This is a genomic window from Tunturiibacter gelidiferens, assembly GCF_014201335.1.
Lineage (GTDB): Bacteria > Acidobacteriota > Terriglobia > Terriglobales > Acidobacteriaceae > Edaphobacter > Edaphobacter lichenicola_E.
In genome coordinates this window covers 546691-568800 of the sequence record NZ_JACHEB010000004.1, presented here as the reverse complement: position 1 = coordinate 568800, position 22110 = coordinate 546691, and the positions used below count along the sequence as shown (strand labels likewise).

Below are 22110 nucleotides of genomic sequence, written 5' to 3'. Positions count from 1 at the left end.
CTCTCTCAAGTGATTATTAGGCATTGGGGGGAGCTGGACGATAGCCCGTGGTGAGCTCCGGACGATTGTGACGCCACTTCGGTTCCTTGTTGACGGTAGCGTTGGTGATGCTGCGAAGTGCACGGATCATGCGCCCGTAGCCGCTGACAAGAGTAGCCGAGAGCATGCCTCCGGGTGGCTCATCCATAAATGGCATGAACTTATCGGGGAAGCCGGGCATGGTGCATCCGATACAGATGCCGCCGACGTTAGGACATCCGCCGATGCCACGCATCCAGCCGCGCTTCGTGACGTTGCAATCGACGACCGGACCCCAGCAACCGAGCTTGACGAGGCATTTTGAAGAACCGTATTCGGTGGCGAAGTCTCCCTGCTCGTAGTAGGAGCCGCGATCGCATCCCTCATGGACCGTCTTGCCGAAGAGCCAGGTGGGGCGAAGCTGCTTGTCGAGTGGAATCATGGGAGCGAGACCAGCTACTTGGTAGAGCAGGTAGAGAACGGTCTCCATGAAATTGTCGGGCTGGACGGGACAGCCGGGCACATTGACTATGGGCAGACCGGCCTTCGAACGCCAGTCCCAGCCCAAGTAGTCGGCCAGTCCCATGGCACCGGTTGGGTTACCGGCCATGGCGTGGATACCGCCGTAGGTTGCGCAGGTGCCGGCACCGATAACGGCCAGCGCCTTGGGAGCGAGGCGATCGATCCACTCGCATGTGGTGATAGGTTGGCCGGTGTCATGATTCGTCCCCATGGCCGCCCAGTAGCCCTCTTTCTTGATCTTCTCGTTGGGGATGGAGCCTTCGACCACAAGGACGAAAGGTTCGAGCAGACCCTTCTCAGCATCGTAAAAAAACTGCATGAACTCGTCGCCGTTCTCGTAAGCAAGCACCGGATTGTGAAGATGAACTCGGGGAAGACCGGGTATGGCACCCAGTAAAACATCTTCGATCGAGGGTTGTTCGGCGGCGGTCACCGAAACGCTGTCGCCGTCGCAACTAAGACCGGCTGTGATCCAGAGAATGTGGACGTCGGATACCGGTGACGGCTTGGTAATGCCGCTTGGCGAGTCAACCATGGAATTCTCCTTGGGACGACATTGTGACCTGCTCCGCGAGCTTGCTCGAAGTTGAGTTCTGGGGGGAGTTAGCGTGATGACTCTCCGAGCGAAGGGCCAAGGAGTCGTAACACATGGGCTGTGATTTTGAATTCGGGAAAGCGGAATGGTAGAAGCAGGACACGCCTGTCACCTTCGCAAAGCGATACTTTTGCTCTTATTCAGAGCCCGCGAGCGAAACCGCCTCGCTCGAATGCCAGAGACAGTACGCCTCCTCGAAGCTGGCTGTCAATCGCTTATACCCGCATATTTATTGGACTAATACAACCTTTATGAGGTCGATGGGATTATTAGATCTTGAAGCAACCAATCCGGAATTAGCAGATGCGCGGAAGCTGCTCGCCGAACATCACATCGAGCACCCGCGTGCCACCGATCTCAGTCTTCATTAGCACCATGCCAGGATGATCTTCAACAACCTCCCCGATAATTACGGCGTCATGGCCCAGACGATGCTGCCGCATCTGCTGGAGAACTGCGCCAGCCATCTCCGGAACAACTAGAGCGAGCAACTTGCCCTCATTCGCGACATAGAGCGGGTCGAGGCCAAGCACCTCGCAGGCGCCCTTGACCGTTTCGCGCACAGGGATCGTGCGCTCGTCCAGCACCATGCCGACGTTGGCGTGTTTGGCTATCTCGTTGAGCGTGGTTGCGACGCCTCCGCGGGTCGGATCGCGCAGCGTATGGATGAAATCGTTCGTGGGGGAGGCGGTCGCAAGCATGGCCGAGACGAGGCCGTTAAGCGGTGCGCAGTCGCTCTCAATAGCACCCTCGAACTCGAGTCCCTCGCGCTGGCTCATGATGGTCATGCCGTGGTCGCCGATGTAGCCACTGAGGATAATCTTGTCGCCGGGGCGGGCGTGATCTGCCGAGATGCTGATGTTGTGATCGATCACGCCGATGCCGGTTGTAGTGATGAAAATCTGGTCGCCTTTGCCGCGGTTGACGACTTTGGTATCGCCGGTGACGAGCTGTACACCGGCCTCAGCCGCGGCGCCCCGCATGGACTCGACCACTCGGCTCAGATCGTCCACTGCCAGGCCTTCTTCGAGGATGAACGCTGCCGACAGATAGAGCGGACGGGCCCCGCTCATCGCAAGGTCGTTCACCGTACCGTGAATCGCGAGCCGACCGATATCTCCGCCCGGGAAGAAGATAGGTGTGACAACGAAGGAGTCAGTGGAGAACGCCAGTCGCACCCCCCTGATGGTGAGCACGGCCTGATCGTCGAGCTTATCGAGCGTCGGATTACGAAAGGCCGGAAGGAAGATCTTGTCGATCAGATCGGCGGTGAGCTTGCCGCCGCTGCCGTGGCCAAGAACGATCCGTTTGTGGTCGAAGATCGGGATAGGGCACGAACCGAACGGCGTCAGACTCTCGCCAGCGATTGTCTTCTCCGTCTTCAAATCATCTTCAGCGGCCGGCATGAGTGTATTCGCGCTCCTCGCGGGGCTTGACACTGACGTCGTCCCGAACAGGTCCGGGAACGATCTGATGAAGCTTATCGGCTCCCTGCGGGTTCAGGTGACGGCCGTACGCGTAATACGCGGCGCACGCTCCCTCAGCCGAGACCATCGTCGCACCGAGTGGGTGCTGGGGAGTGCAGAGCGCACCGAAAGCAGGGCAATCGTGTGGTTTTTTGAGCCCACGAAGGATCTCACCACTGATGCATATCTCGGGTTCCAGAGTGGCGATCTCCGCCACATCGAAGAGCTTTTCGGCGTCGTGCCGAGAGAACTCGTCGCGCAGATGGTAGCCGCTCATCGGGATACTACCGATGCCGCGCCACTTGCGATCTCCGACCCCGAACACTTTGCCGATCAACTGTTGCGCCGGCAGATTTCCCTGGCGAGTCAGAATGCGCGAGTACTGATTCTCGACCGTGGCCCTGCCCTCTTCCAACTGCTTGATGGTCATCAACGTACCCTCGAGGATATCGATCGGCTCGAACCCGGTAATGACGATGGGGACGCGGTGGCGGGCGCTGATGGGGTCATACTCGCTGTACCCCATTACGGCGCAGACGTGGCCTGGACCGAGGAAGCCCTGCACGCGATTTCCGGTGGCGCTGAGAATGGCTTCGAGTGCCGGTGGCACCAGGACATGGGAAACCAGTAGAGAAAGATTGTTAACCTGCTCTTCGCGGGCTCGCCACGCCAGCATCGCATTCGCCGGGGCCGTGGTCTCAAACCCGATGGCGAAGAAGACAACATGCTTTTCCGGATTGGCGCGGGCGATCTTCAGGCAGTCGAGCGGCGAGTACACGATACGGACATCGCCGCCGAGAGATTTGATCGAGAACAAGTCACCGTCGGAGCCGGGCACGCGCAGCATATCTCCAAACGAACAGAAGATCACCTTGGGCGATCGTGCGATTGCATGCGCCTTGTCGATCATTTCAAGCGGTGTGACGCACACCGGGCAGCCCGGTCCATGCACAAGTTCGACACCCTCGGGAAGCAGGTGGTCAAGGCCATTCTTGACGATCGAGTGGGTCTGGCCCCCGCAAACCTCCATTAAAACCCACGGACGGGTCTGGACCCGGCGCATCTCGGCAACGATCTTCGCCGCTATGTCCCCATTGCGATATTCATCAAGATACTTCATCGGCGAAGATCTCCGGCGTTCATCCAGGCTGGGTAGGACGGCTCGTCCGTCTCAGTGATCTCTTCGACAACCGGAGACTCCAGCTCGGTGAGCTGATCAAGATCCTTCAGCGCCTGGTAGGTACGTCCTGCTTCTGCTTCATCGATACGGCTGATGGCGAAGCCGACATGGACCAAGACGTACTCGCCCACCTGAGTTTCCGGTACATATTCCAGGCATGCTTCGCGAACAATGCCGCCGAACTGGACCTTGGCCATGCGCAGACCGCGTTGGTCGTAGGTGTCTACCACTTTGCCGGGAATGGCTAGGCACATGTCAGTCTCCTCGACGCAATAGCTCGTTTGCTATCACCGCCTGCCCCAACGAAATACCGCCGTCGTTCGCAGGCACCATCGCGTGCAAGAATACTCCAAATCCCAGACGCCGCAACTCCAATGCCGTGACTCCCAGCAAAAGATGATTCTGAAATACGCCGCCGCTTAGGCATACGCGGGCCAGTCCGTCGCTCTTGCGGATACGACAGCAGACCTCGACGATGGCGGCGCTGAGCGTGTTGTGAAAGCAGGCGGAGATCGCGCCTACGGATCTTTTGGCAATGGTATCCCTCACGATCGTAGCGATGGTTTGACGAAGATCTATCACCATCGATTCACTTTGCTCCAGATCAAACCCGTACCGATCCGTATTGCTTGGCTCCGCCACCATCTCCAGCGCAATGGCCGCCTGCCCTTCGAAAGTGACCTCAGGCCCCAACCCCAACATCGCCGCTACTGCGTCGAACAGGCGGCCGCCCGAAGAGGTCTGCACCGTCTGAATGCGGCGCGAAAGCATCGTGTCCACGAGCCTGAACTGCGTGGCGGGAACGCCCCGGAAACACGCAAGATCGTCAGGCATTTGAGAGCCAAGAGAATCCCGAAGGTAGCTCAGGGCCATTCGCCAGGGCTGACGTATCGCTGCATCGCCGCCGGGCATCGGTACGGCGCGAAGGTGGGCACGACGCTCGAAGCCAACGAGATCTGCCACCAGGAATTCGCCGCCCCATATGGTGCCATCGGAGCCAAGTCCAGTGCCGTCCATGGCGACGCCGATGACCTTTCCGCTGAGCTGGTTTTCCGCCATGCAGCTGGCGATGTGCGCGTGATGATGCTGCACCGCAAACCTGCGCTCGATGCCCGAGACGAGCGCCATGCGCGTGCTTCGATAGCCGGGATGTAGATCGTGTGCGATGGCCTTCGGTGAAACCTTGAAGAGATGCTTCATCTTCTCCAGCGTCTCTTCGAAGAAGCGCATGGTTTCATAGTTTTCGAGATCGCCGATGTGCTGACTCAGGATCGCGTGTCTGCCCCGGGTCAGGCAAAAAGTATTTTTCAGCTCGGCGCCGACAGCCAGAACTTGTTCCATCTCGATGCCCAAATCTATAGTCTGCGGCACGAAGCCGCGGGAGCGACGCAGCACCGTTTCCTTTCGTTCAATGGTGCGAACCACCGAATCGTCCACTCGTGTGGCGATGTCGCGATCATGCAACAGGAACCAGTCGGCGATGCCTGACAAACGCAGGAGCGCCTCGGTGTTCGAGACCACGATCGGCTCCTCACTCAGATTGCCGCTCGTCATAACAAGAGCGACAAACTCCGACGCCGATTCCGGTGAGTCGCTGAAGAGTAGATAGTGCAGTGGCGAATAGGGGAGCATGATGCCGAGTGTGTTGTTTCCTGGAGCAATGATGTCCGACAGGCCGCTCGTTACTGCTCCGTCAGATGAGGCGCGAGAGAGAATTACGATCGGCCTGCGCGGATGCTGCAGCGCGCCTTCATCCTCTGGTGACACCGCGCAAATTCTCCGGGCTCCTTTAATATCCCGCACCATCAGAGCGAATGGCTTCATGGGCCGACGCTTGCGTTTGCGCAACTCGGCGACGGCAGCGCCGTTGTTCGCATCGCAGGCAAGCAGAAAGCCACCCAGACCTTTGACGGCCACGATCTTGCCGTCCCGCAGGATTTGCCTTGCCGCACGAATCGCTGGAAGCGAGTCTTTCTCGGCAAAGGAACAGTCAGCCGACGACGAGCCGCGTGGGACAAGGCACAACGCTGGGCCGCAGACCGCGCAGGCATTTGGCTGTGCATGGAAGCGCCGATCGGCTGGATCGTCATACTCCGCCTTGCAGGCGTCGCACATAAGGAAGCCCGACATCGTTGTTTTCGCGCGATCGTATGGTATGTCCTGGACGATGGTGTAGCGCGGACCACAGTGTGTGCAATTTGTGAATGGATAGCCGAAGCGGCGGTTAAACGGATCGCCGAAATCGCGCCAGCAGGCGTCGCAGGTGCCGGCGTCGGGAGAGACCAGAGTGAACTCACCGATCTCCTCCCGGCTCTCGAGAATGTCGAAGCCTGAGCTATCCACGACCTCCATTTCGGAGACGGTAAGTTCGAGAATCTGAGCGAGCCGTGGAAGATCGGCTTCCAGACTTTCGATAAAGGTGCGAATTGCTGCGACGTGACCCTGGATTTCTATCGTTACGCCCGACGAAGAATTGAAGACGAAGCCGGTCAGCCCACGTGATGTGGCAAGCTTATAAACGAATGGGCGAAACCCGACTCCTTGAACGATTCCTCGAATGTGAAGTTGACGCCGTATCTTCGAGTCTGGCGGAGGAGAAGGCATCATCGATAAATCAGCATAACTGAGTTCCGGTCCAGCTTCTTACGGGTGCCCAACTCCCCTAGATCACCGGGAACGGTCATTGCAGACTTCGAGATTTGTGGCAAATGTTCATCAGTATTGGTCTCGGGCGCGTTGCTTAGGCCTCGATGAGGAGATCGATCTCAGAAACCTCGAAGCCAATCGCCTCCAGATCAAAATCGAGTTCTAGTTCGGAGAGGATCTTCAGTTGCTCGCCGAGCTCCGCTGATCCAGGAGGAGTTCTCGGTCAACCGGTAGTCGGCGATCAGGGAAGCCGTGCGCTGTAACTCTATGCGGTGACTGAGGCGAACGGCAGGCAGGGTCTCCGATCCCAGCCTGCGCGCGGCCAGGAGTCGACCATGGCCTGCTAACACCTTCTGCTGATCACTAACCAGGAGCGGGACGTGGCGGACCATCAAGTTTCAGACAAGCATATTTTACGGACAAACGGATCTCGACATCACTTCCCTAAGCCGACTCATCGGTATTAATCAGACCTGGATGAGTGATTTGGCGATTTTGCACTCATTGATAAGGCGAGCCCACGGCCTCCACGTTATTAGCCATTCGGGATAGGCGGCGAGAAAGGCATTGCCCGTTACCTATCATCCGCTCCGAAGATCGCCAGACATAGTGTTGCAGCCAAATATGCCGTCGGTGATGGGGATGCTGCGACGATCGAGACCCACTGGACGACCTCTGTAGTTCTGACAATCAGGCCGCTCAGCGATGAATTGCGGTCGCCGATCAGGAGTTACACGCCAGGTTGAGGGTGGATTCAATCTGCTCCAAAAAACAAGGTAACGGACGGTGGCTTGTATGAAGGAGACATAGTCTCTCCTTGATCGTTGATACGCCCAGGGTCTGTTCCCCTTCAAAGCCGATGAGCACTCCAGGACCCCAGAGCTGCCGGAGCGAAAGCGCGCCATAAGACGTTGGGATCGCAACTGCGCCGAGATTCGATAGGTGGATATCGAATAAGAACAGCTTCCCACCTTCTTCACCTGCGGAATAGGCGGCCAGTCCCGATTGCACGATTCCACCAACGGCTCCGAGCCACGGCCTTGACCCCATTCTCACTCTGCCCCAGGCTGAGCCTGTCCGTCCACAGGGCTATCTGGGAGGGGAAAATCGCACGCTGTAAAGAATACGCCGCAGTCTTCAGGCGAGCCAACGCGCCCGCGATTGCTGATCGTCGAGCAGAGGTGCAGGTCCCGGCCCGCGCCGTACCCGGGGTTTCGTCTAGCCACAATCCCCGTAGCCGCCACCAGTGCCGCATGCACTGTGGTCTTCTCTTGTCTCACCCGCTTCCGCAGCGCGTCGGTCAAAGCGTATGAGAATTGGAGAGAGCGGACTTCCGGGATGATCGAAGAGCTCGACCGATACACAGTCAGAGCTAATGTCATTTCCGGTCGCAGTCCACTCCACTCTGCGCTCTGGGTTCAGAACAGATTCCGATCATGTGCTCTTGAGACGAGTGGAGGCTGAGCTTGTTGAGCTTCGAGCCTGAAAGCGCCTGCAGCACGTCTCGCATAGCGAAAGCTAGCGACATACCATCACAGATCGAATGATGTGCGCTCAGTATGAGCATGCTGCTCGAGTCGGTATGCATCAGTACTGCGCGAATCAGTGGGCCGTTTTCGGCATCGATGCGTAAGGAAAGCTCGCGGGCTACTTCTCGCTCCCAGGCTTGGGCGAACTCATCTTCTAGAACCCGCAGCGCCACTCCCGGATGGTGCATTGTCTGAAAGAAGGGTGCGCCATCTTCGGTTTGAGCGATCACTGCCGACCACAACGGATGACGTTGCCGTGTCTGGTCAAGCGCGCTTCTCCACTCTTCAATCGCTGACCCATCAACATGCGCCGCCAGGGTGGCGTGCAGCGGACTGCGCTTGTCCATCTGCCACAGGAGTTCTTCGAACGAGCCGAGGGGGCGCAGAAATGCTTGCGCTTGCGAGGCGTCACTGAGTACGGTTTCGAGGATCATTGAGCCACTTTCTGATAAATCGCGATGCCGGGTTAGTGCGTTCATGAGTTTCTCCTGCATATCGCAGGATATTTTGCGCACGAAGCCGCGCCGTCGTTGACCGACGTTGGTTGCGAGTCTGCTCACAGCATTTTTTTCGTGTTCAGCGGTCCAGCGTGCGTGCACTCTCGGGCGATCTCACCGCAGAGTCATATAGGCTCCGCCGGTTAGCCGGTTACTCCGAGTGCTCGCCGGTACTCTGTCGGAGTCACAGCGCAGACCGCGCGAAAGACCCTTGCAAAATGCTGTGACGTTTGAAATCCGCAGCTGATCGCAACATCGATCACTCGCAATCTCGGCGACTTGAGTAAGTCTTTTGCATGTTCCACTCGGGCGTTCAATACAAATTGATGAGCCGCCTGTCCTGTCGACCTTCGGAACATTTGATTGAAATAGCTCGTACTCAGTCCTGCGGCGCCGGCCATCTCCTGCAGAGAGATCTCTCGGTCGATTCGTCCATAAACAAGCTGCTTCACTCGCGACAGCTGTGTCGGCGTTAGGCCGCAATGGTACTGCAGAAGACCACGTTTCAAATTCCCGCGCAGTTGAACCAACGCCGATGCAAGCGCCTGCGCGATGGAATCCATGTAGAGGCGACCGGCAAGGCTTCCTCCTTCTTCCTCTGCCTGGATCGCCGAGACAAGCGCATCCACTCGCTTATCCTCGAACTTCGTGCTACTCCTTATCTCGACTGACTCCGCGCCGACTTCCTCTGCGATTGCGCGGAAGACCTCGTCCGGCAGATCAACCTTCAGGATCTGGATCTTGCTGTTCCAACGCACAAACTCATCGATCCCGCGGTTGCAGACGATCAACTCTCCGGCGCCGTAAGAGTAGTCGAAGAGCTTATTGCGGCTCACACCATGCTGGTATCGGCCTGGAGAAAGTACCTTGGCCAAAGACTGCTGATGCTGCATGTAGTACTTCGGCTCTGTTTCGATGGAGCTTTCAAGGTGCTGCAGTTGCAAGCCATTGCTCATGTCCATGGCGAACCTCCGGTTGTCCGGAGTCTGCGAATTCCGACAGTGTCTTAAGCCTACGCCTCATGGGACCGATATGACGGTAGATCATGCAGCTAAATTAGCGCCATAGCGACGCCGGAATCCAGCTGCATGTCCGGTTTCGGCCTCTTTCTCTACCCGTGTCCAGGAACGTCGCCGTTCAATGGGCGATCGCATAAGCCGGCAGTTGTTCCGCAATCTCGTCCGGCGACATCATCCGCACACCATACTTGATGAAGACCGCCATGGTCGACGTCAGGTCAACTGTGGCATAGGTCTCCATGTCGGACGGAATCTCCATCGTGCGAGCCGGAGCATTTATCTTGTTAATTGCGTTGAGAAATCCCCCAGGAGTCATCAGGGCCAATACGTGGCACTCCTCAGACTGGATGAGGTAGGCGTGCGGGATCTTCTTCGGCAGAAAGACGCTTTCACCGGCTACCACGGTAAACACCTGACCATCGGCAAACACCTTGATTTCACCTGCGAGGATGTAAAAGAGCTCGGCTTCCCGGTCGTGAATGTGCGGAGGCGGTTCGGTGCCTTTCTTCATCTTCGATTCGACGAGATCGAAAGCACCATCTGTGTCGGAGTTGCCAGCTAGCTGACTGATCAAAAGCCCCTTGTACCAGGTTGAATTTTCGAGTGCGGGGGCACGTTTGTACGCTTGTATCGTTTTCATTGGACTTCCCTCTTTCCTTTGCGGTGGGCCAATACTGACAGAGATGATTCCTTGACAGAGCAACCACACACGTTAGACATTCGGCTCTACGGAGTCACCAGAGACGCTTTAGCTATCTCAACGCACAGAGAGCTGACGCATGTGTCGCATCCACCAATCTGTGTCCAATACGTCGATGTAATTCGCAGGGCTACATAAAGCACGAGATGACAATTGCTCGCATCAACTTGCTAGTCGATGCAAGAACGTCCAGCATTGGGAAGGCTGCATTCGAGACAAGAGCCACCCCTTCTGCGCGTTGAGAAGGCTCATCCCGAGGCGATCAAATTCTTTGCATTACATCCTACTAGTAGGTAGTCACATAAGCATGCACGGAGAAACCGCAGATCGCATCCTTCAGACGGCCAGTACTCTGATCTCCGATCTCGGCTATTCAGCATTTAGCTATGCCGATATCGCTGAAGCGGTCCAGATTCGGAAGGCCAGTATTCATCATCACTTTCCGACGAAAGCGAGCCTAGTTGTTGCTGTCCTCAAAGAGTGTAGCAACACTTTCTGGAGTTGAGTGGATAGATTCGGGAGACGCTTGAAGAAGCGTGTCAGCAATCGGACGTTAAAACTCAAAGGCACCCCTGAAGACGAGGCACAGACGCTCATCGAGAGAGGCTGTTGCAGGGGACGCAGTCTTTGACGCAAAAGATTTTCGACCCCTTGGCACAGTCGACTTGTCGGAAGTAATCCGAGGAACATGACGTGTCTCGGATGCGGATACTTCCTAATAGCAATCGAAGCGCATTTGTGGTCACCCTGGGCCGCGTGTAGGCTTCGATATGTACCTTTCTCGGAAGCCTATAGCGGATGACTCTCACCGCGGTTTAGTCGTGCTCACCTTGTGTCGGTCAATGAGTGTTCGACATGAGTACTAAAAAAATAAACTCAGCGGGAGATAGTCATGGCCGGCTCAAAGGAAAAGTAGCTCTCGTAACGGAGCGTCAATGGGTTTTGGCGCCGCGATTGCGCACAGATTTGGTCTGGAAGGTGCTGCTGTAATCGTGAACTATCCTCTCGAGAAATCAGAAGCGGATGAAGTAGTCGCCGACATTGTGGCGTCTGGTGGTAGAGCAATTGCGCTCCGCGCAGATGTTTCAAAGTGAGATGAGGTACAAAGCATGCTGGAGGAAGCTGTCAAAGGCTTTGGCTCAGTAGACATTCTCGTCAACAATGCGGGTGCGTATGAGTACATTCCTTTGGAAGAAATTACGAACGATCATTTTCACCGGCTCTTTGACCTCAATGTGCTTAGAACAATCCTGGTGACTCAAGCAGCTCTTCCCCACCCTCGAAAAACCGGAGGTAGCGTCATCAATATCAGCTCCGTCGTAAGCGTCTGGGTATGTTGATTGGGACCCTCTCCCCAACTATTCCGCTCTTTTCCTGCAAGTACTTTGGAGGAAACGAAGAAATCTGAGACCGACGCGCGGGAATACTATGGATTCATGCGCAAGGTCGTCATCAGTGGGCCGCCACCGGTCCAGGTCCTCGACGTGACGGGTCCACTCGAAGTGTTCTCGAATGTTTCGGACTATCAAGTGGAGATCGTCTCCTTGGATGGAACGGGACAACTCAGGACGAATCGAGGAATCACCCTATCCGGCGCAGTCTCAGCCACCAATGTGTCCGGTTCGATTGACACTCTTGTCATTGCTGGTGGACCTGGCGCCGAATGCGGTGAGTACGACCTCGATTACGTACGCTGGATCGCCGACGCCGCTGGACGATCACGACGTGTCGCTTCCATTTGCACCGGCGTCTTCCTGCTCGCTGCTGCAGGGCTTCTAGACGGCAAGCGGGTTGTCACCCATTGGAAATTCTGTGATCGTTTGGCTCGTGAGTTTCCTAAAGTGAACGTCTTTCCCAACCCCATCTTCTTGCGCGATGGATCCATCTACACCTCAGCGGGAATCACCGCGGGAATCGATCTCTCGCTCGCTCTCGTTGAGGAGGACCACGGCCACCAAACCGCTCTGAGTGTCGCCAGACAGCTTGTCATGTTCCTGGTTCGGCCCGGAGGCCAGGCCCAATACAGCCACATGCTCTCCCGACAGGTCACGACCTCTGAGCCGCTACGCGAATTACAGGTGTATATGCTCGAAAATCTGAAAGCGAATTTGTCGGTTGATGCACTTGCGGAAAGAATTGGAATGAGCCCGAGACATTTCTCTCGCGTATGTCTGCGAGAGATGAAGATGAACCCGGGGCAGTTCGTTGATCGTCTGCGGGTCGAGGCGGCTCAGCAAATGATTGATAGTTCGTCGATGGGACTCAAAGAAATTGCGGAGGCCTGTGGATTCGGCTCCGCAGACTCCATGCGCCGAACTTTCCACCGCGTTATCGGGATTACCGCGGGCGAATACACGGAGCGATTCAAGCGCGCAAAGAAGTAAACATCGTATAACGATGTCCGAAAGTGTCGGAAGGATGTCGTGGCGGCATCCGGGTATCGAATCTAAGCTGATTTCGTAGTGAGAACAACCGCATAGGAGATAAACCGATGACCAAACAATCCGTATCGAACAGTTCGGCTGCGCAAGAAGCAATTGCGGACGGCAACTCACCAGCCAAAATTATAGAGACAACAACCGCTGAAGTGAGACCTACCTTTCGACATCCGAAGGTAATTCTGCCCGTCCCCGCGCCTCAGGAAAAGTTCCAGCACGCTCAGCCGGGAGTTCCCGATACGCAGCTGACTCGCGAAGCGACCGGACTCCTTCATGAGTTCAGTACGCAGTTGCTGTTCAACCATTCTCATCGCGTGTTCTTCTGGGCGAATGAACTTGGCCGCCAGACGGGTCAGCACTACGACCAGGAGTTGCTCTTCGTCTGTGCTGCATTTCACGACATGGGACTTCTGAAGAAGTTCTCAAGCGCCGAGGATCGTTTTGAGGTCGATGGTGCGAATGCCGTCCGGCAGTTCCTGGAGCATCATAACGTGCCGGCAGCGCGTATTCAGGTGGCATGGGATGCGATCTCTTTGCACACAACCCCGGGCATAGTACAGTACAAGCCGATCGAGGTCGAACTGCTCTACAACGGGGTTGGCCTCGACGTTCTTGGCATAGGCTATGAAACTTTCCCCGATGATCTGCGGAAGACAATCGTCGCACAGTACCCTCGCGTGAACTTCAAGCACGATATCGCCAACGCATTCCTTGGTGGCTTCGAACATAAGACGCAGACAACTGAAGGCACCTGCAACGAAGATATCTGCTCGCACTTCATTCGCAATTACAAGCGGAGCAATTTCTACGAGCAGATCCACAACTCTCCTTTTCAGAACTCGCAGGTCTAACGGAGCCGCACCGAAGATTTTAGTTTTCTGTGGAGTTTGCGGTGTTTTGCAGGGGTTTTTCACGATTTCCTGCTGCAAGTCGTGGTGAAAACGTGGTGTGACTGTGGTGCATTGCGTGGTAAACGTGGTTTTCTAGCATCCGCTTTTTGCGGTGCAAAAAATACGCCACGTTTTCAATTTTATTTTTGATCCTTCGCTTGGCAATTGATGCCACCCGTTTCGGCCTAGTACGACTACGGGATCATCTCGGTGGCGGTGGCGAAACTGAGCTGGTGGATTGCCATCCAGGTCTGGGAATATGCATTGAGTGCGTCCGACGTGACCGAGCGCGATTGGCGGAGGGCGTCGAGATAGTCGATCAGAGCGAGACCACCGTGTTGGTAACTGAACTGCGCGATATCGAGAACGTCCTTCGCTTCGTCGAGGTAGTGGCCGTTGTAGCGATCAGAGAGCACTCTCGCGTTGAAGTATCCGGAGTACGCCTGGTCGACGTCGGAGATGACCTGGTTGTGGGCGGCGGTAACGGAAAAGCGGCTGGCCTGCGCGGTGAACTTGGCGGTTTCCTTATTGCCCTGGTTGCGGTCAAAGATGCGGATCGGGATGTTGAAGACGAAGCCGACGGAGTTGTCGGCAGCGGTGTCGTTGGGGAGGCCATTTTCGCCGTTATGGTTGTAGTCGGCCTCCAGCGTGGGGTCAGCGGTACCGTTGGCGTAGGCCAGCTTGACGCTGGCGTCCGCGACGGCGACCGCGGCGATGGCGGCCTTAAGGTCGGGCCGGGCAGCCAGGCCTTTCAGTTCGAGGTCTTCCATCGTGAAGGAGATAGGAGGGGGAACGACGTCGCCGATCACGTCGAAGTCAGTACGCGGCTTGTCGTTTCCGAGGAGGACCTGAAGCTGGTCGGAGGCCTGCTGGGCTGCGGTGATGGCGTTGGATTCATCGGTTTCAAACTGGGCAAGCTGCAGGTCGAGGCGCTCGAAGTCGAGCTTGGCGATGTCGCCGGCCATATACCGGTCATGGCTGATCTGCAGTTCACGCCTGTAGTCGGCGAGGTTGTCGTCTGCGATTTTTTTGGCGGCCTTAGCGATAACGAAGTTAGTGAACGCTTGGTTGACCGCGAGAATGGTCTGCTGGATGGTGAGTTGAAGCTGGGCGTCTGTCTGGACAGTAGTGGAGCGGGCGACATCGAGGCGCCAGCGGCGTTTCTCTCCGCGCTCGAAGAGGCGCCCAACGCCAAGGGTGAAGTTATAGGGATTGACATTGCTGTCGGTTTCGGTGAGGTTTCCACCGGACGCGGTGAAGTACGGATTGGCGCGGACACCGGCCTGGATCTCCTGAGCCTTGACCGAGAGCAGGTTCTGCTGCGCGGCTAGCAGTGTCGGATTCTTGGCGCGCGCCAGATCGACGGCCTGCTGCATGGTGATCGCGTTGGGCGAGCTGGGAGGCTGTGGAGTCTGAGCGAAGCCGACGCAGGGCAAGAACAGAATGCAGGCAGCAGCGAGGAGGCTCCGGTGTCTTGTATCTGACTTTGCGATCATGGAACCTCCTTCCGTGGCTTGGGTGAGAGTCGTTGAAGATCGGCCTGCGCGGTTGAACAGCATTAGTTCTCGAACTCCGTCTCGGGTGTGGGCAGAACGTCGTCGGGCCTTGCGATCCAGACGTACAAGGTGGGAAGAAGAAAGACGCTGATCATGAGCGCGCCGATAAGGCCGCCAACGATAACCATGGCAAAGGGTCGCTGCGAATCTGACCCGATGCCGTGCGAGGTTGCAGCGGGGAGAAGACCAAGGGTGGCAACGAGCATGGTCATCATGATGGGGCGAAGGCGGAGTACCGCGCCTTCGATGGCGGACTCTTCGATGGAGTGGCCGCGAACACGCATCTGGTTGATGTATTCCAGCATGATGACGCCGGTCTGCACCGAGACGCCAAAGAGCGCGAGGAAGCCGACGCCGGACGAGACGCTGAAGTTGGTGTGGGTGAAGAGCAATGCAAGTAGCCCGCCTACTGGAGCCATGGAGACGTTGATGAGAATGAGGCCGGCCCACTTACCGGAGTGGAACATGGAGTAGAGGATGATGAAGATGAGCAGGATGGTGATGGGAAGAACCAACATGAGACGACGTGAAGAACGCTTCTGGCTCTCGTATTCCCCAGCCCAGTCCGTTTTGTAGCCGGGCGGGAGTTTGACCTGATCGTTGACTTTGCCGATGGCCTCTTCGACCGTGCTGCCGAGATCGCGGTCGCGGACACTGTATTTGATCGCAACGAAACGCTGCCCTGCCTCTCGGCCGATGGTCTCAGCGCCGTCCTCCATCTTTACTTTGGTCAACTGGGCCAGCGAAACGCGCTCGCCAGATGGGGAAAGGAGACGGATTTTATCAATAGCATCCTGGGTGTCGCGGTATTGCTGAGGGTACCGGACGACAAGGTCGTAACGCGCTTCGCCTTGCAGTACCTGGGTCACCGCGTTACCACCAACGGCGGTCTGGATAGCATCCTGAATATCCGCAACGTTGATGCCGTATCGGGCGGCGGCGAGGCGATCGACGGAGTAGTTCAGGTTGGGCTGACCGATGACACGGAAGAGACCGAGATCCTGGACGCCCTTGATCTTGCTCATGATGGAGACGATCTGATCTCCCAGCTGTTCGAGGGTTTTGAGGTCGTCTCCATAGATCTTGACTGCCAGCTCACCCTTGACACCGCTGACGGCCTCTTCGACGTTGTCGGAGATGGGCTGGGAGAAGTTCCAGATGACGCCGGGGATCTTTTCGAGTTCGCGATCCATCGCACCAATCAACTCATCCTTGTTCTGTCTAAAAGGAGGACGCCAATCTGCTTTGGGTTTGAGGTCAACAAAATATTCGGTGTTGAAGAAGCCGGTGACGTCGGTGCCGTCATCGGGGCGCCCTGTCTGGCTGACTACCTTTGTCACCTCGGGAAAAGACGATAGGACAATACGCGCCTGATTCATGATGCGCAGGCTCTCGGTAGGGCCGGTGCTGGGAGCTAGAGTGCCACGAACCCAGATCGCGCCTTCGTCAAGGTGGGGTAAGAACTCTGAACCGATGACGCCGCTTAGACCGAGGAAGAGGGCTAGGGCGAGCGCGAAGCCTGCTCCGCTGAGAGTGACCCAGCGATGTTCGATGGCCCAACGCGCGGCATGGCGGTATCGGTCGGTGAGCCACGCCATTACGGGATTTTGCCACTCTGAGGCACCCTTCGGAAACAGAAGACTGGCCAGGACCGGTGCGATGACGATGGAGAAGATCAACGCGCCGAGAAGAGCGAAGGCCACTGTCCAGGCCATGGGGCGGAAGAGTCTGCCTTCGACAGCCTGCAACGTAAAGATGGGCAGGTAGGCCGTGATGATAATGCCAATCGCGTAGAAGACTGGCCGCTGCACTTCGTGCGCAGCCTCACGAATTTGTTCGGCTGGAGAGAGAGTATCTTTGCGCTGGTGGCTGAGGTGCCGAACGATGTTCTCGACCATCACGACGGCACCGTCGACGACCATGCCGAAGTCGAGTGCACCGAGGGAGAGCAGATTGGCTGGGATGTGACGGAGGTCGAGGCAGATGGAGGCAAACAGTAGGGAGAACGGGATGGTCAGCGAGACGATGAGAGCGCCGCGGACGTTTCCCAGAAAGAGGAAGAGGATGATGATGACGAGGATGATGCCTTCAGTGAGGTTGTGCAGCACCGTGTGGGTGGTGTAGTGGAGAAGGTCGCTGCGGTCGAGGAAGGGTATAAGTTTTACGCCGGGCGGAAGGATACGCGTGTTGAGTTCGTCGACCTTTTCGTGAATCCCTGCGAGAGCAAACTCGGAGTCATCGCCCTTTTGCAACGCTACGATCCCTTCGACGACATCGGGGTCATCGATGATCTTGCCATCCTCGCGGTTGATGGCGTGTTCGTCCTTCTTCGACTTTTCACTGTGGTCGATACATGGGTCGCTGGCGGTAGAGGAGTTGAGCGGTTGGGGCTTTGGAGTGCCGCCAAACCGGCATGATTTTCCGATCTGACCAAGGCGGATCTTGGGGCCCTGGGTGACGGTAGCGATATCTTTCACGCGGAGCGGAGCGCCGGATTGCGTCTTTAAGACGGTCTCCTCGATATCGTGGGTGCTTCGGTAGAGACCAACCTCACGGACGTTGATTTGCTGTTGGCCTTCTTCAATGAAGCTGCCGCCGGCGTTGGTGTTGTTGTTGGCGAGTTGCTGCTCAACCTGGCCGATACTGACGCCATACGAGACGAGTTTGTCGGGATCAACGCGGACCTGGTATTCGCGTGTCATACCTCCGAAGCTGGAAACGTCAACGACACCGGGGACCGATTTGAGTTGCTTTTCAATTGTCCAGTCCTGAAGCGACTTCAGGTCCATGTTGTCGTAGAGGGGGTTGGTACTTCGCAGGGTGTACCAGTAGATTTGCCCGACGGGACTCCAGTCGGTGCCCATCTGAGGCTGAAGGCCAGGGGGAAGCGTGACTTGAGAGAGCCGCTCGAGGACCTTTTCACGATTCCAATCGTTGACGGATTCGTCGTCGAAGATGAGAGTGAGGCTGGAGATGCCGGCGAGAGAAGTCGACCGCAGATGGGTCATGTGGGGAATGCCGGCCATGCCGATCTCGAGCGGGATCGTGACCTGCTGTTCAATTTCTTCCGCGGCGCGTCCGGGCCATTGCGTGATGATCTGGACGTAGTTGTTGGCAACGTCGGGATAGGCCTCGACGGGCAGGTTATGGAAGGAGACGATTCCCCAACCGAAGAGCAGGATGGAGAGACCGAGAACCATCCATCGATTGTTCAGTGCAAAGTCGACGAGCCCTCGAATCATTACTGATCCGCCGTGTTCTGGAGAGCGAGGGCGTTGGTGACGACCTGCTGGCCCGCGTTAAGGCCGGAGATAATCTCCTGCATATTGCCCGGTAAGGATGCGCCTCCACGCACCGGTACCCGGCGGAACTTACCATCGCCGACAGGAGTGTAGACCCAGTCGCGGTCATGCAGATGAAGAACCGCGGTCGCCGGGACTTGCACGTGGGTCTGCGAATTCTTCCCGTGAATGGTGACAGTGGCAAACATGCCGATGCGCATTAAGGTATTGGGATTTTCAACCTGGATACGAACTTTTGCGGTACGGATCTGCGGATCGAGGACGGCGCCAATGTCGCTGATCACGCCGGTGAGGACACGGTCCGGATAGGCGTTGAGGCGGATGTCCGCCTTCTGGCCGAGATGCACAGTTGGAAGGTCGTTCTCGTAGACGTCGCAGATGATCCATACATGCGAGAGGTCGGCGATCGTGAAGGCATTGGACGAGCCGGCGAAGGTTACTCCGGCAGCGGCGGCGTTGGTAACGTTTTGGGCGATGATGAAGCCGGAGGCCGGAGCGTACACTTTGACAGTGGCGGCGGGGTGATCTTTGTCGACGCCTAGAACGCGGAGCTGCTCTTCCGAGGCTGTAAGCGCCGCTTTCGCGTCATCCTCGGCGTTCTGAGCGATCTCGACCTGACTGTTGGGAATAGCGCCCTTATCGTTGAGGAGCTTGGCCCTTTCGAACTGAACCTTGGCGAGGCGCTCGTCGTTGACCGCCTTCAGGTAGGAGCTAAAAGCGCCCGAGACGTCGGTGCTCTGAACATCCATGAGAAGCTGGCCCTTTTTAACATAGTCGCCGATGCGCGCGTGTACCTCAACGACGCGGCCAGAGGCGATGGAGATTACGGGAATGGTGCGGGAGATGTCGGGATTGACTGTGCCAGTGACCTGAATGGAAGAGGCGGCTGCATAGTCGGTCGCAGCAACGAGCGTGAATTGATCCGGGTGATCGACGTGAACCAGATTCGGGTCAGCGTCGGGTTGAACGATGGCCGTGGGAGGAGCTTCGCTTTTGGGATCGGACTGCTTGGCGTTGCAGCCTGACGACAGGCAGGCGCCGAAGCAGAACAAGAGAGTGGCGAGGTGCCTGAAACTGATCGGACTCATCGTGTAAATTCTTTATCCCCTGGGAAATCAAGCGACAGTTCTTCCATCTTTAGAGATTATCGGAAGCACGCAATCTGGACGCACTTCAACCAGCCAAAGCTGCATTTCCGGGGTCATATGACATGCCTTCGCGTTATCTAACCCAAAGTTTACCGTTCGGTTGCTATCTCCGCGTCAATTTTTTGGTCGAAAACTGGATTGGCTTGATCACCGCTTATGGAATAAGAGCCTTCCAATGTGAGAGAAAGACCTTCAGGTCCAGATCGCGCTGTCAATCTCGCAAGCCTCCAGAAACATTCAGCCGTCGCATGAATGAAAGATTGACAGAGATATTTACGCGGAGCCCATCCAGCCTCCCCCGGCTGCGCTCAGATGTCGAGAAAGCCGCGCTTTAGCGCGATCATAACCGCGTGAGTCCGATCACTTGCGTCGAGCTTGGAAAGAATATTCTTAAGATGGCCCTTGACGGTGTGCTCGGAGATCGCAAGCCGCGCTGCAATCACTTTGTTAGAACTGCCCTTCGCTACGTCCCGCAGCACTTCAATCTCCCGAGTAGTGAGGGTATCGTCGCCAGCATGCTCAGCCAGTTCCAGAGCTATCTCAGGTGGGATCCGCCTCATACCCGCATGAGCGAGCCGAATGGTGTCAATTAACTCTGTCCGCAACATACTTTTCAACAGGTAACCGACCGCCCCGGCCTTGAAAGCCCGCAGAGCCTGAATATCCCCTCCGTATGTGGTCAGGACGACGACGCGAGCATTGGGGAATTCCTTGCGGATGGCCGAGATTGCGTCAATACCATTCGTCTTTGGCATCCTGATATCCATCAGGGTTACATCAGGGCGATGTATTCGAAAGGACGCAATTGCTTCCTCACCATCTGCTGCTTCGGCCACGACGGACATGTCGGGTTGCGCGTTGATTGCACCCGAGATTCCAGCTCTGAGGAGAGGATGATCGTCGACGGTAAGCACCCTAATTGTACGTATCTCACTCATTGCGATCCTTCGGCTCCAATCGAACGTTCCCTAGAACAGCGCAGCCGCAAACGTTTTAACCATTGACCGATATGATTCGGCGGAGGCGTCCCTCATTCTATCTCTGCGCCTGCGCCGAAGTGACATCAAACTTCGAGATCCACATTGGGTTAGCTGAGGGTCCGCGAGATGCCTGTTGGCAAGCTAAAGACAGCCCCCCCAAAAGTGTTGTTTTTCATACCCCCTCTTCGGGTTTGCCAGCTTCCAACAGCACGACTAGCCTCGGCGACTGTGCAGAGACTCTTTTCGATGTTCCCGACGGGAGCGGCGGGTGTTGCGTTGATTCTTCTGCGAATCGCTGTGGCTGCAACCCTTTTATTCAATATATTGCCGCAGGGCGGTCCAGCAGCTCACATGTGGGAGTCTACCGGTCTGGGTCTGCTGGGTATCGCAATCTGTCTTGGACTATTTACTCCTGTGTCTTCCATCGCATGCTGTCTGATTGAGACTGCGATGCTGCTCGACGCGAAGGACCTCCACTTCATCCCTGTCATCTCATCGATCCTCGTTGCAGCTTCCCTGGGGCTATTGGGCCCTGGAGCCTACTCCCTTGACGCCCGCATGTTTGGCAGACGACTGGTAGTTTCATCCTCCGACAAAACAATGAGCGGTAACTAAACAGCCTTATCCGTAGTGAATGCAGTTTTGGGGAGCATGCCACATTATTTTTGGGTAACTTTAGTCCCCCTCGAAAGAGTAACTCCATAGGGGCACGATTTGGGCTATCGAGGGATTGATTTACGCCTTAGCTTGAGGAAGATCTTTCATCGCTTGGCGATCCTCACGCTGACAGGTGATTTCAATGCACGCAGAACTCATAACCGGATCCTGAAGTAACACCGATGAACAGTGTTTTTTCAATACCTAGATTATCCATCGAGTCTTGTATTTGAAATGGCGTTTGTTTCTCACTCCAAGCCTCAACGACTCTGGCTCTAGAACTCTCACAGAAAGGTCTTCTAATGGACTCATACTTTTCACCAGGCACCCTCAGCATGCAAGCTATCCTCGAGACCTCGAATGATGAGATGTTGGTCGCCGCAGCGAAGACTGGAGAGCATTTAGCCTTCTCCGAGCTTTGGAATCGCCACTCAAAGAAAATCTTCAGCACAATGTATCGGATCACGAGAAATCGGCAAGACGCGGAAGATGCACTTCAAGATGCTTTTTTGAAGGCCTATGTTCACCTGAAAAACTTTGATGGCAGATCGAGCTTTTCCACCTGGCTTACGCGAATTGCCATCAACTCTGCGTTGATGATTTTGCGCCGGAAGCGCGCTCATCCCGAGATCTCGATGGATGGAGGAGTTGAGGGCGAGACGTGGCAGCACTGGGAGGTGGCCGATCGGCGGGTCAACACGGAAGAGCACTATGCGAGATCTGAAAGAGAACACCATCTGAAGCGTGCAATTCATCGGCTGAGACCAGCGCTCCGCACCATCGTCGAAATTCAACAAGTACACGACAGCTCGATCAAAGACATCGCCGAAATCGCGGGAATCTCCGTAGCCGCCACGAAATCGCGCTTACTGCGCGCCAGAACGGTGCTTCGCCGCTCGCTCGGATGAAGTTGAGAAATCTTTCTCTAGTTAAGTAACGAGAGCGGTCTATTCATCTTTGTCCTGAT

17 protein-coding genes and 2 pseudogenes are annotated in these 22110 nt (G+C 56.3%); 6 read left to right on the top strand and 13 right to left on the bottom strand.

Annotation, left to right across the window (positions count from 1 at the left end; genetic code table 11):
- Nucleotides 1–16: 16 nt before the first annotated feature.
- The 9 genes from HDF14_RS11270 to HDF14_RS11230 all read right to left on the bottom strand — a co-directional run bounded on the left by HDF14_RS11270 (nucleotide 17) and on the right by HDF14_RS11230 (nucleotide 10112).
- On the bottom strand, nucleotides 17–1075 hold the full coding sequence (locus tag HDF14_RS11270) for a hydrogenase expression protein HypE (protein WP_183976507.1): 1059 nt from the start codon (nucleotides 1073–1075) through the stop codon (nucleotides 17–19).
- 356 nt (nucleotides 1076–1431) lie between these two features.
- Nucleotides 1432–2541: a hydrogenase expression/formation protein HypE gene (gene hypE, locus HDF14_RS11265; RefSeq protein ID WP_183976505.1), complete on the bottom strand. Its 1110-nt coding sequence runs from the start codon at nucleotides 2539–2541 to the stop codon at nucleotides 1432–1434.
- The gene (hypD, locus tag HDF14_RS11260) at nucleotides 2528–3721 is read right to left on the bottom strand and encodes a hydrogenase formation protein HypD (protein WP_183976503.1); all 1194 of its coding nucleotides are present in this window, start codon (nucleotides 3719–3721) and stop codon (nucleotides 2528–2530) included. Before hypD ends, hypE begins: the two co-directional genes overlap by 14 nt.
- The gene (locus tag HDF14_RS11255) at nucleotides 3718–4035 is read right to left on the bottom strand and encodes a HypC/HybG/HupF family hydrogenase formation chaperone (protein ID WP_183976501.1); all 318 of its coding nucleotides are present in this window, start codon (nucleotides 4033–4035) and stop codon (nucleotides 3718–3720) included. The genes hypD and HDF14_RS11255 overlap by 4 nt, the downstream gene beginning before the upstream one ends.
- 1 nt (nucleotide 4036) lies before the next feature.
- A complete protein-coding gene (hypF, locus tag HDF14_RS11250) occupies nucleotides 4037–6388 on the bottom strand; it encodes a carbamoyltransferase HypF (protein ID WP_221304634.1) in 2352 nt (783 codons plus the stop codon).
- A gap of 1091 nt (nucleotides 6389–7479) precedes the next feature.
- Nucleotides 7480–7809: a hypothetical protein gene (locus tag HDF14_RS11245; RefSeq protein ID WP_183976499.1), complete on the bottom strand. Its 330-nt coding sequence runs from the start codon at nucleotides 7807–7809 to the stop codon at nucleotides 7480–7482.
- Entirely contained in the window at nucleotides 7806–8435 is a 630-nt protein-coding gene (locus HDF14_RS11240) for a condensation domain-containing protein (RefSeq protein ID WP_183976496.1), read from the bottom strand. Before HDF14_RS11240 ends, HDF14_RS11245 begins: the two co-directional genes overlap by 4 nt.
- Nucleotides 8436–8596: 161 nt before the next feature.
- Complete coding sequence (locus tag HDF14_RS11235) at nucleotides 8597–9415, bottom strand: helix-turn-helix domain-containing protein (protein WP_183976494.1); 819 nt, start codon at nucleotides 9413–9415, stop codon at nucleotides 8597–8599.
- 175 nt (nucleotides 9416–9590) lie between these two features.
- Nucleotides 9591–10112, bottom strand: coding sequence for a cupin domain-containing protein (locus tag HDF14_RS11230; RefSeq protein ID WP_183976492.1), 522 nt, complete (start codon nucleotides 10110–10112; stop codon nucleotides 9591–9593).
- 367 nt (nucleotides 10113–10479) lie between these two features.
- On the opposite strand from HDF14_RS11230, the pseudogene HDF14_RS11225 reads away from it, so the two are divergent.
- The 4 genes and pseudogenes from HDF14_RS11225 to HDF14_RS11205 all read left to right on the top strand — a co-directional run.
- Nucleotides 10480–10650 (top strand): annotated as a pseudogene (locus HDF14_RS11225) (TetR/AcrR family transcriptional regulator); the annotation flags it as partial.
- 457 nt (nucleotides 10651–11107) lie between these two features.
- Nucleotides 11108–11512, top strand: a pseudogene (locus HDF14_RS26550) (SDR family NAD(P)-dependent oxidoreductase).
- A 45-nt stretch (nucleotides 11513–11557) separates the two neighbouring features.
- On the top strand, nucleotides 11558–12556 hold the full coding sequence (locus HDF14_RS11210; protein WP_260698184.1) for a GlxA family transcriptional regulator: 999 nt from the start codon (nucleotides 11558–11560) through the stop codon (nucleotides 12554–12556).
- Between the two features lie 107 nt (nucleotides 12557–12663).
- Entirely contained in the window at nucleotides 12664–13461 is a 798-nt protein-coding gene (locus HDF14_RS11205) for an HD domain-containing protein (protein WP_183976484.1), read from the top strand.
- A gap of 233 nt (nucleotides 13462–13694) precedes the next feature.
- Here the strand turns inward: HDF14_RS11205 and HDF14_RS11200 are convergent, their stop codons facing one another.
- From HDF14_RS11200 to HDF14_RS11185, 4 genes are all read right to left on the bottom strand, one after another.
- On the bottom strand, nucleotides 13695–14996 hold the full coding sequence (locus HDF14_RS11200) for a TolC family protein (protein ID WP_183976481.1): 1302 nt from the start codon (nucleotides 14994–14996) through the stop codon (nucleotides 13695–13697).
- 62 nt (nucleotides 14997–15058) lie between these two features.
- Nucleotides 15059–18298, bottom strand: coding sequence for an efflux RND transporter permease subunit (locus HDF14_RS11195; protein WP_183976479.1), 3240 nt, complete (start codon nucleotides 18296–18298; stop codon nucleotides 15059–15061).
- Nucleotides 18298–19446, bottom strand: coding sequence for an efflux RND transporter periplasmic adaptor subunit (locus HDF14_RS11190; RefSeq protein WP_221304633.1), 1149 nt, complete (start codon nucleotides 19444–19446; stop codon nucleotides 18298–18300). The genes HDF14_RS11195 and HDF14_RS11190 overlap by 1 nt, the downstream gene beginning before the upstream one ends.
- 368 nt (nucleotides 19447–19814) lie before the next feature.
- Nucleotides 19815–20444, bottom strand: coding sequence for a response regulator (locus tag HDF14_RS11185; protein ID WP_183976477.1), 630 nt, complete (start codon nucleotides 20442–20444; stop codon nucleotides 19815–19817).
- A 288-nt stretch (nucleotides 20445–20732) separates the two neighbouring features.
- Between HDF14_RS11185 and HDF14_RS11180 the strand changes: the two genes are divergently transcribed.
- On the top strand, nucleotides 20733–21101 hold the full coding sequence (locus HDF14_RS11180; protein ID WP_183976475.1) for a hypothetical protein: 369 nt from the start codon (nucleotides 20733–20735) through the stop codon (nucleotides 21099–21101).
- Between the two features lie 344 nt (nucleotides 21102–21445).
- Complete coding sequence (locus tag HDF14_RS11175; RefSeq protein WP_183976473.1) at nucleotides 21446–22051, top strand: RNA polymerase sigma factor; 606 nt, start codon at nucleotides 21446–21448, stop codon at nucleotides 22049–22051.
- The last annotated feature ends 59 nt before the right edge of the window (nucleotides 22052–22110 follow it).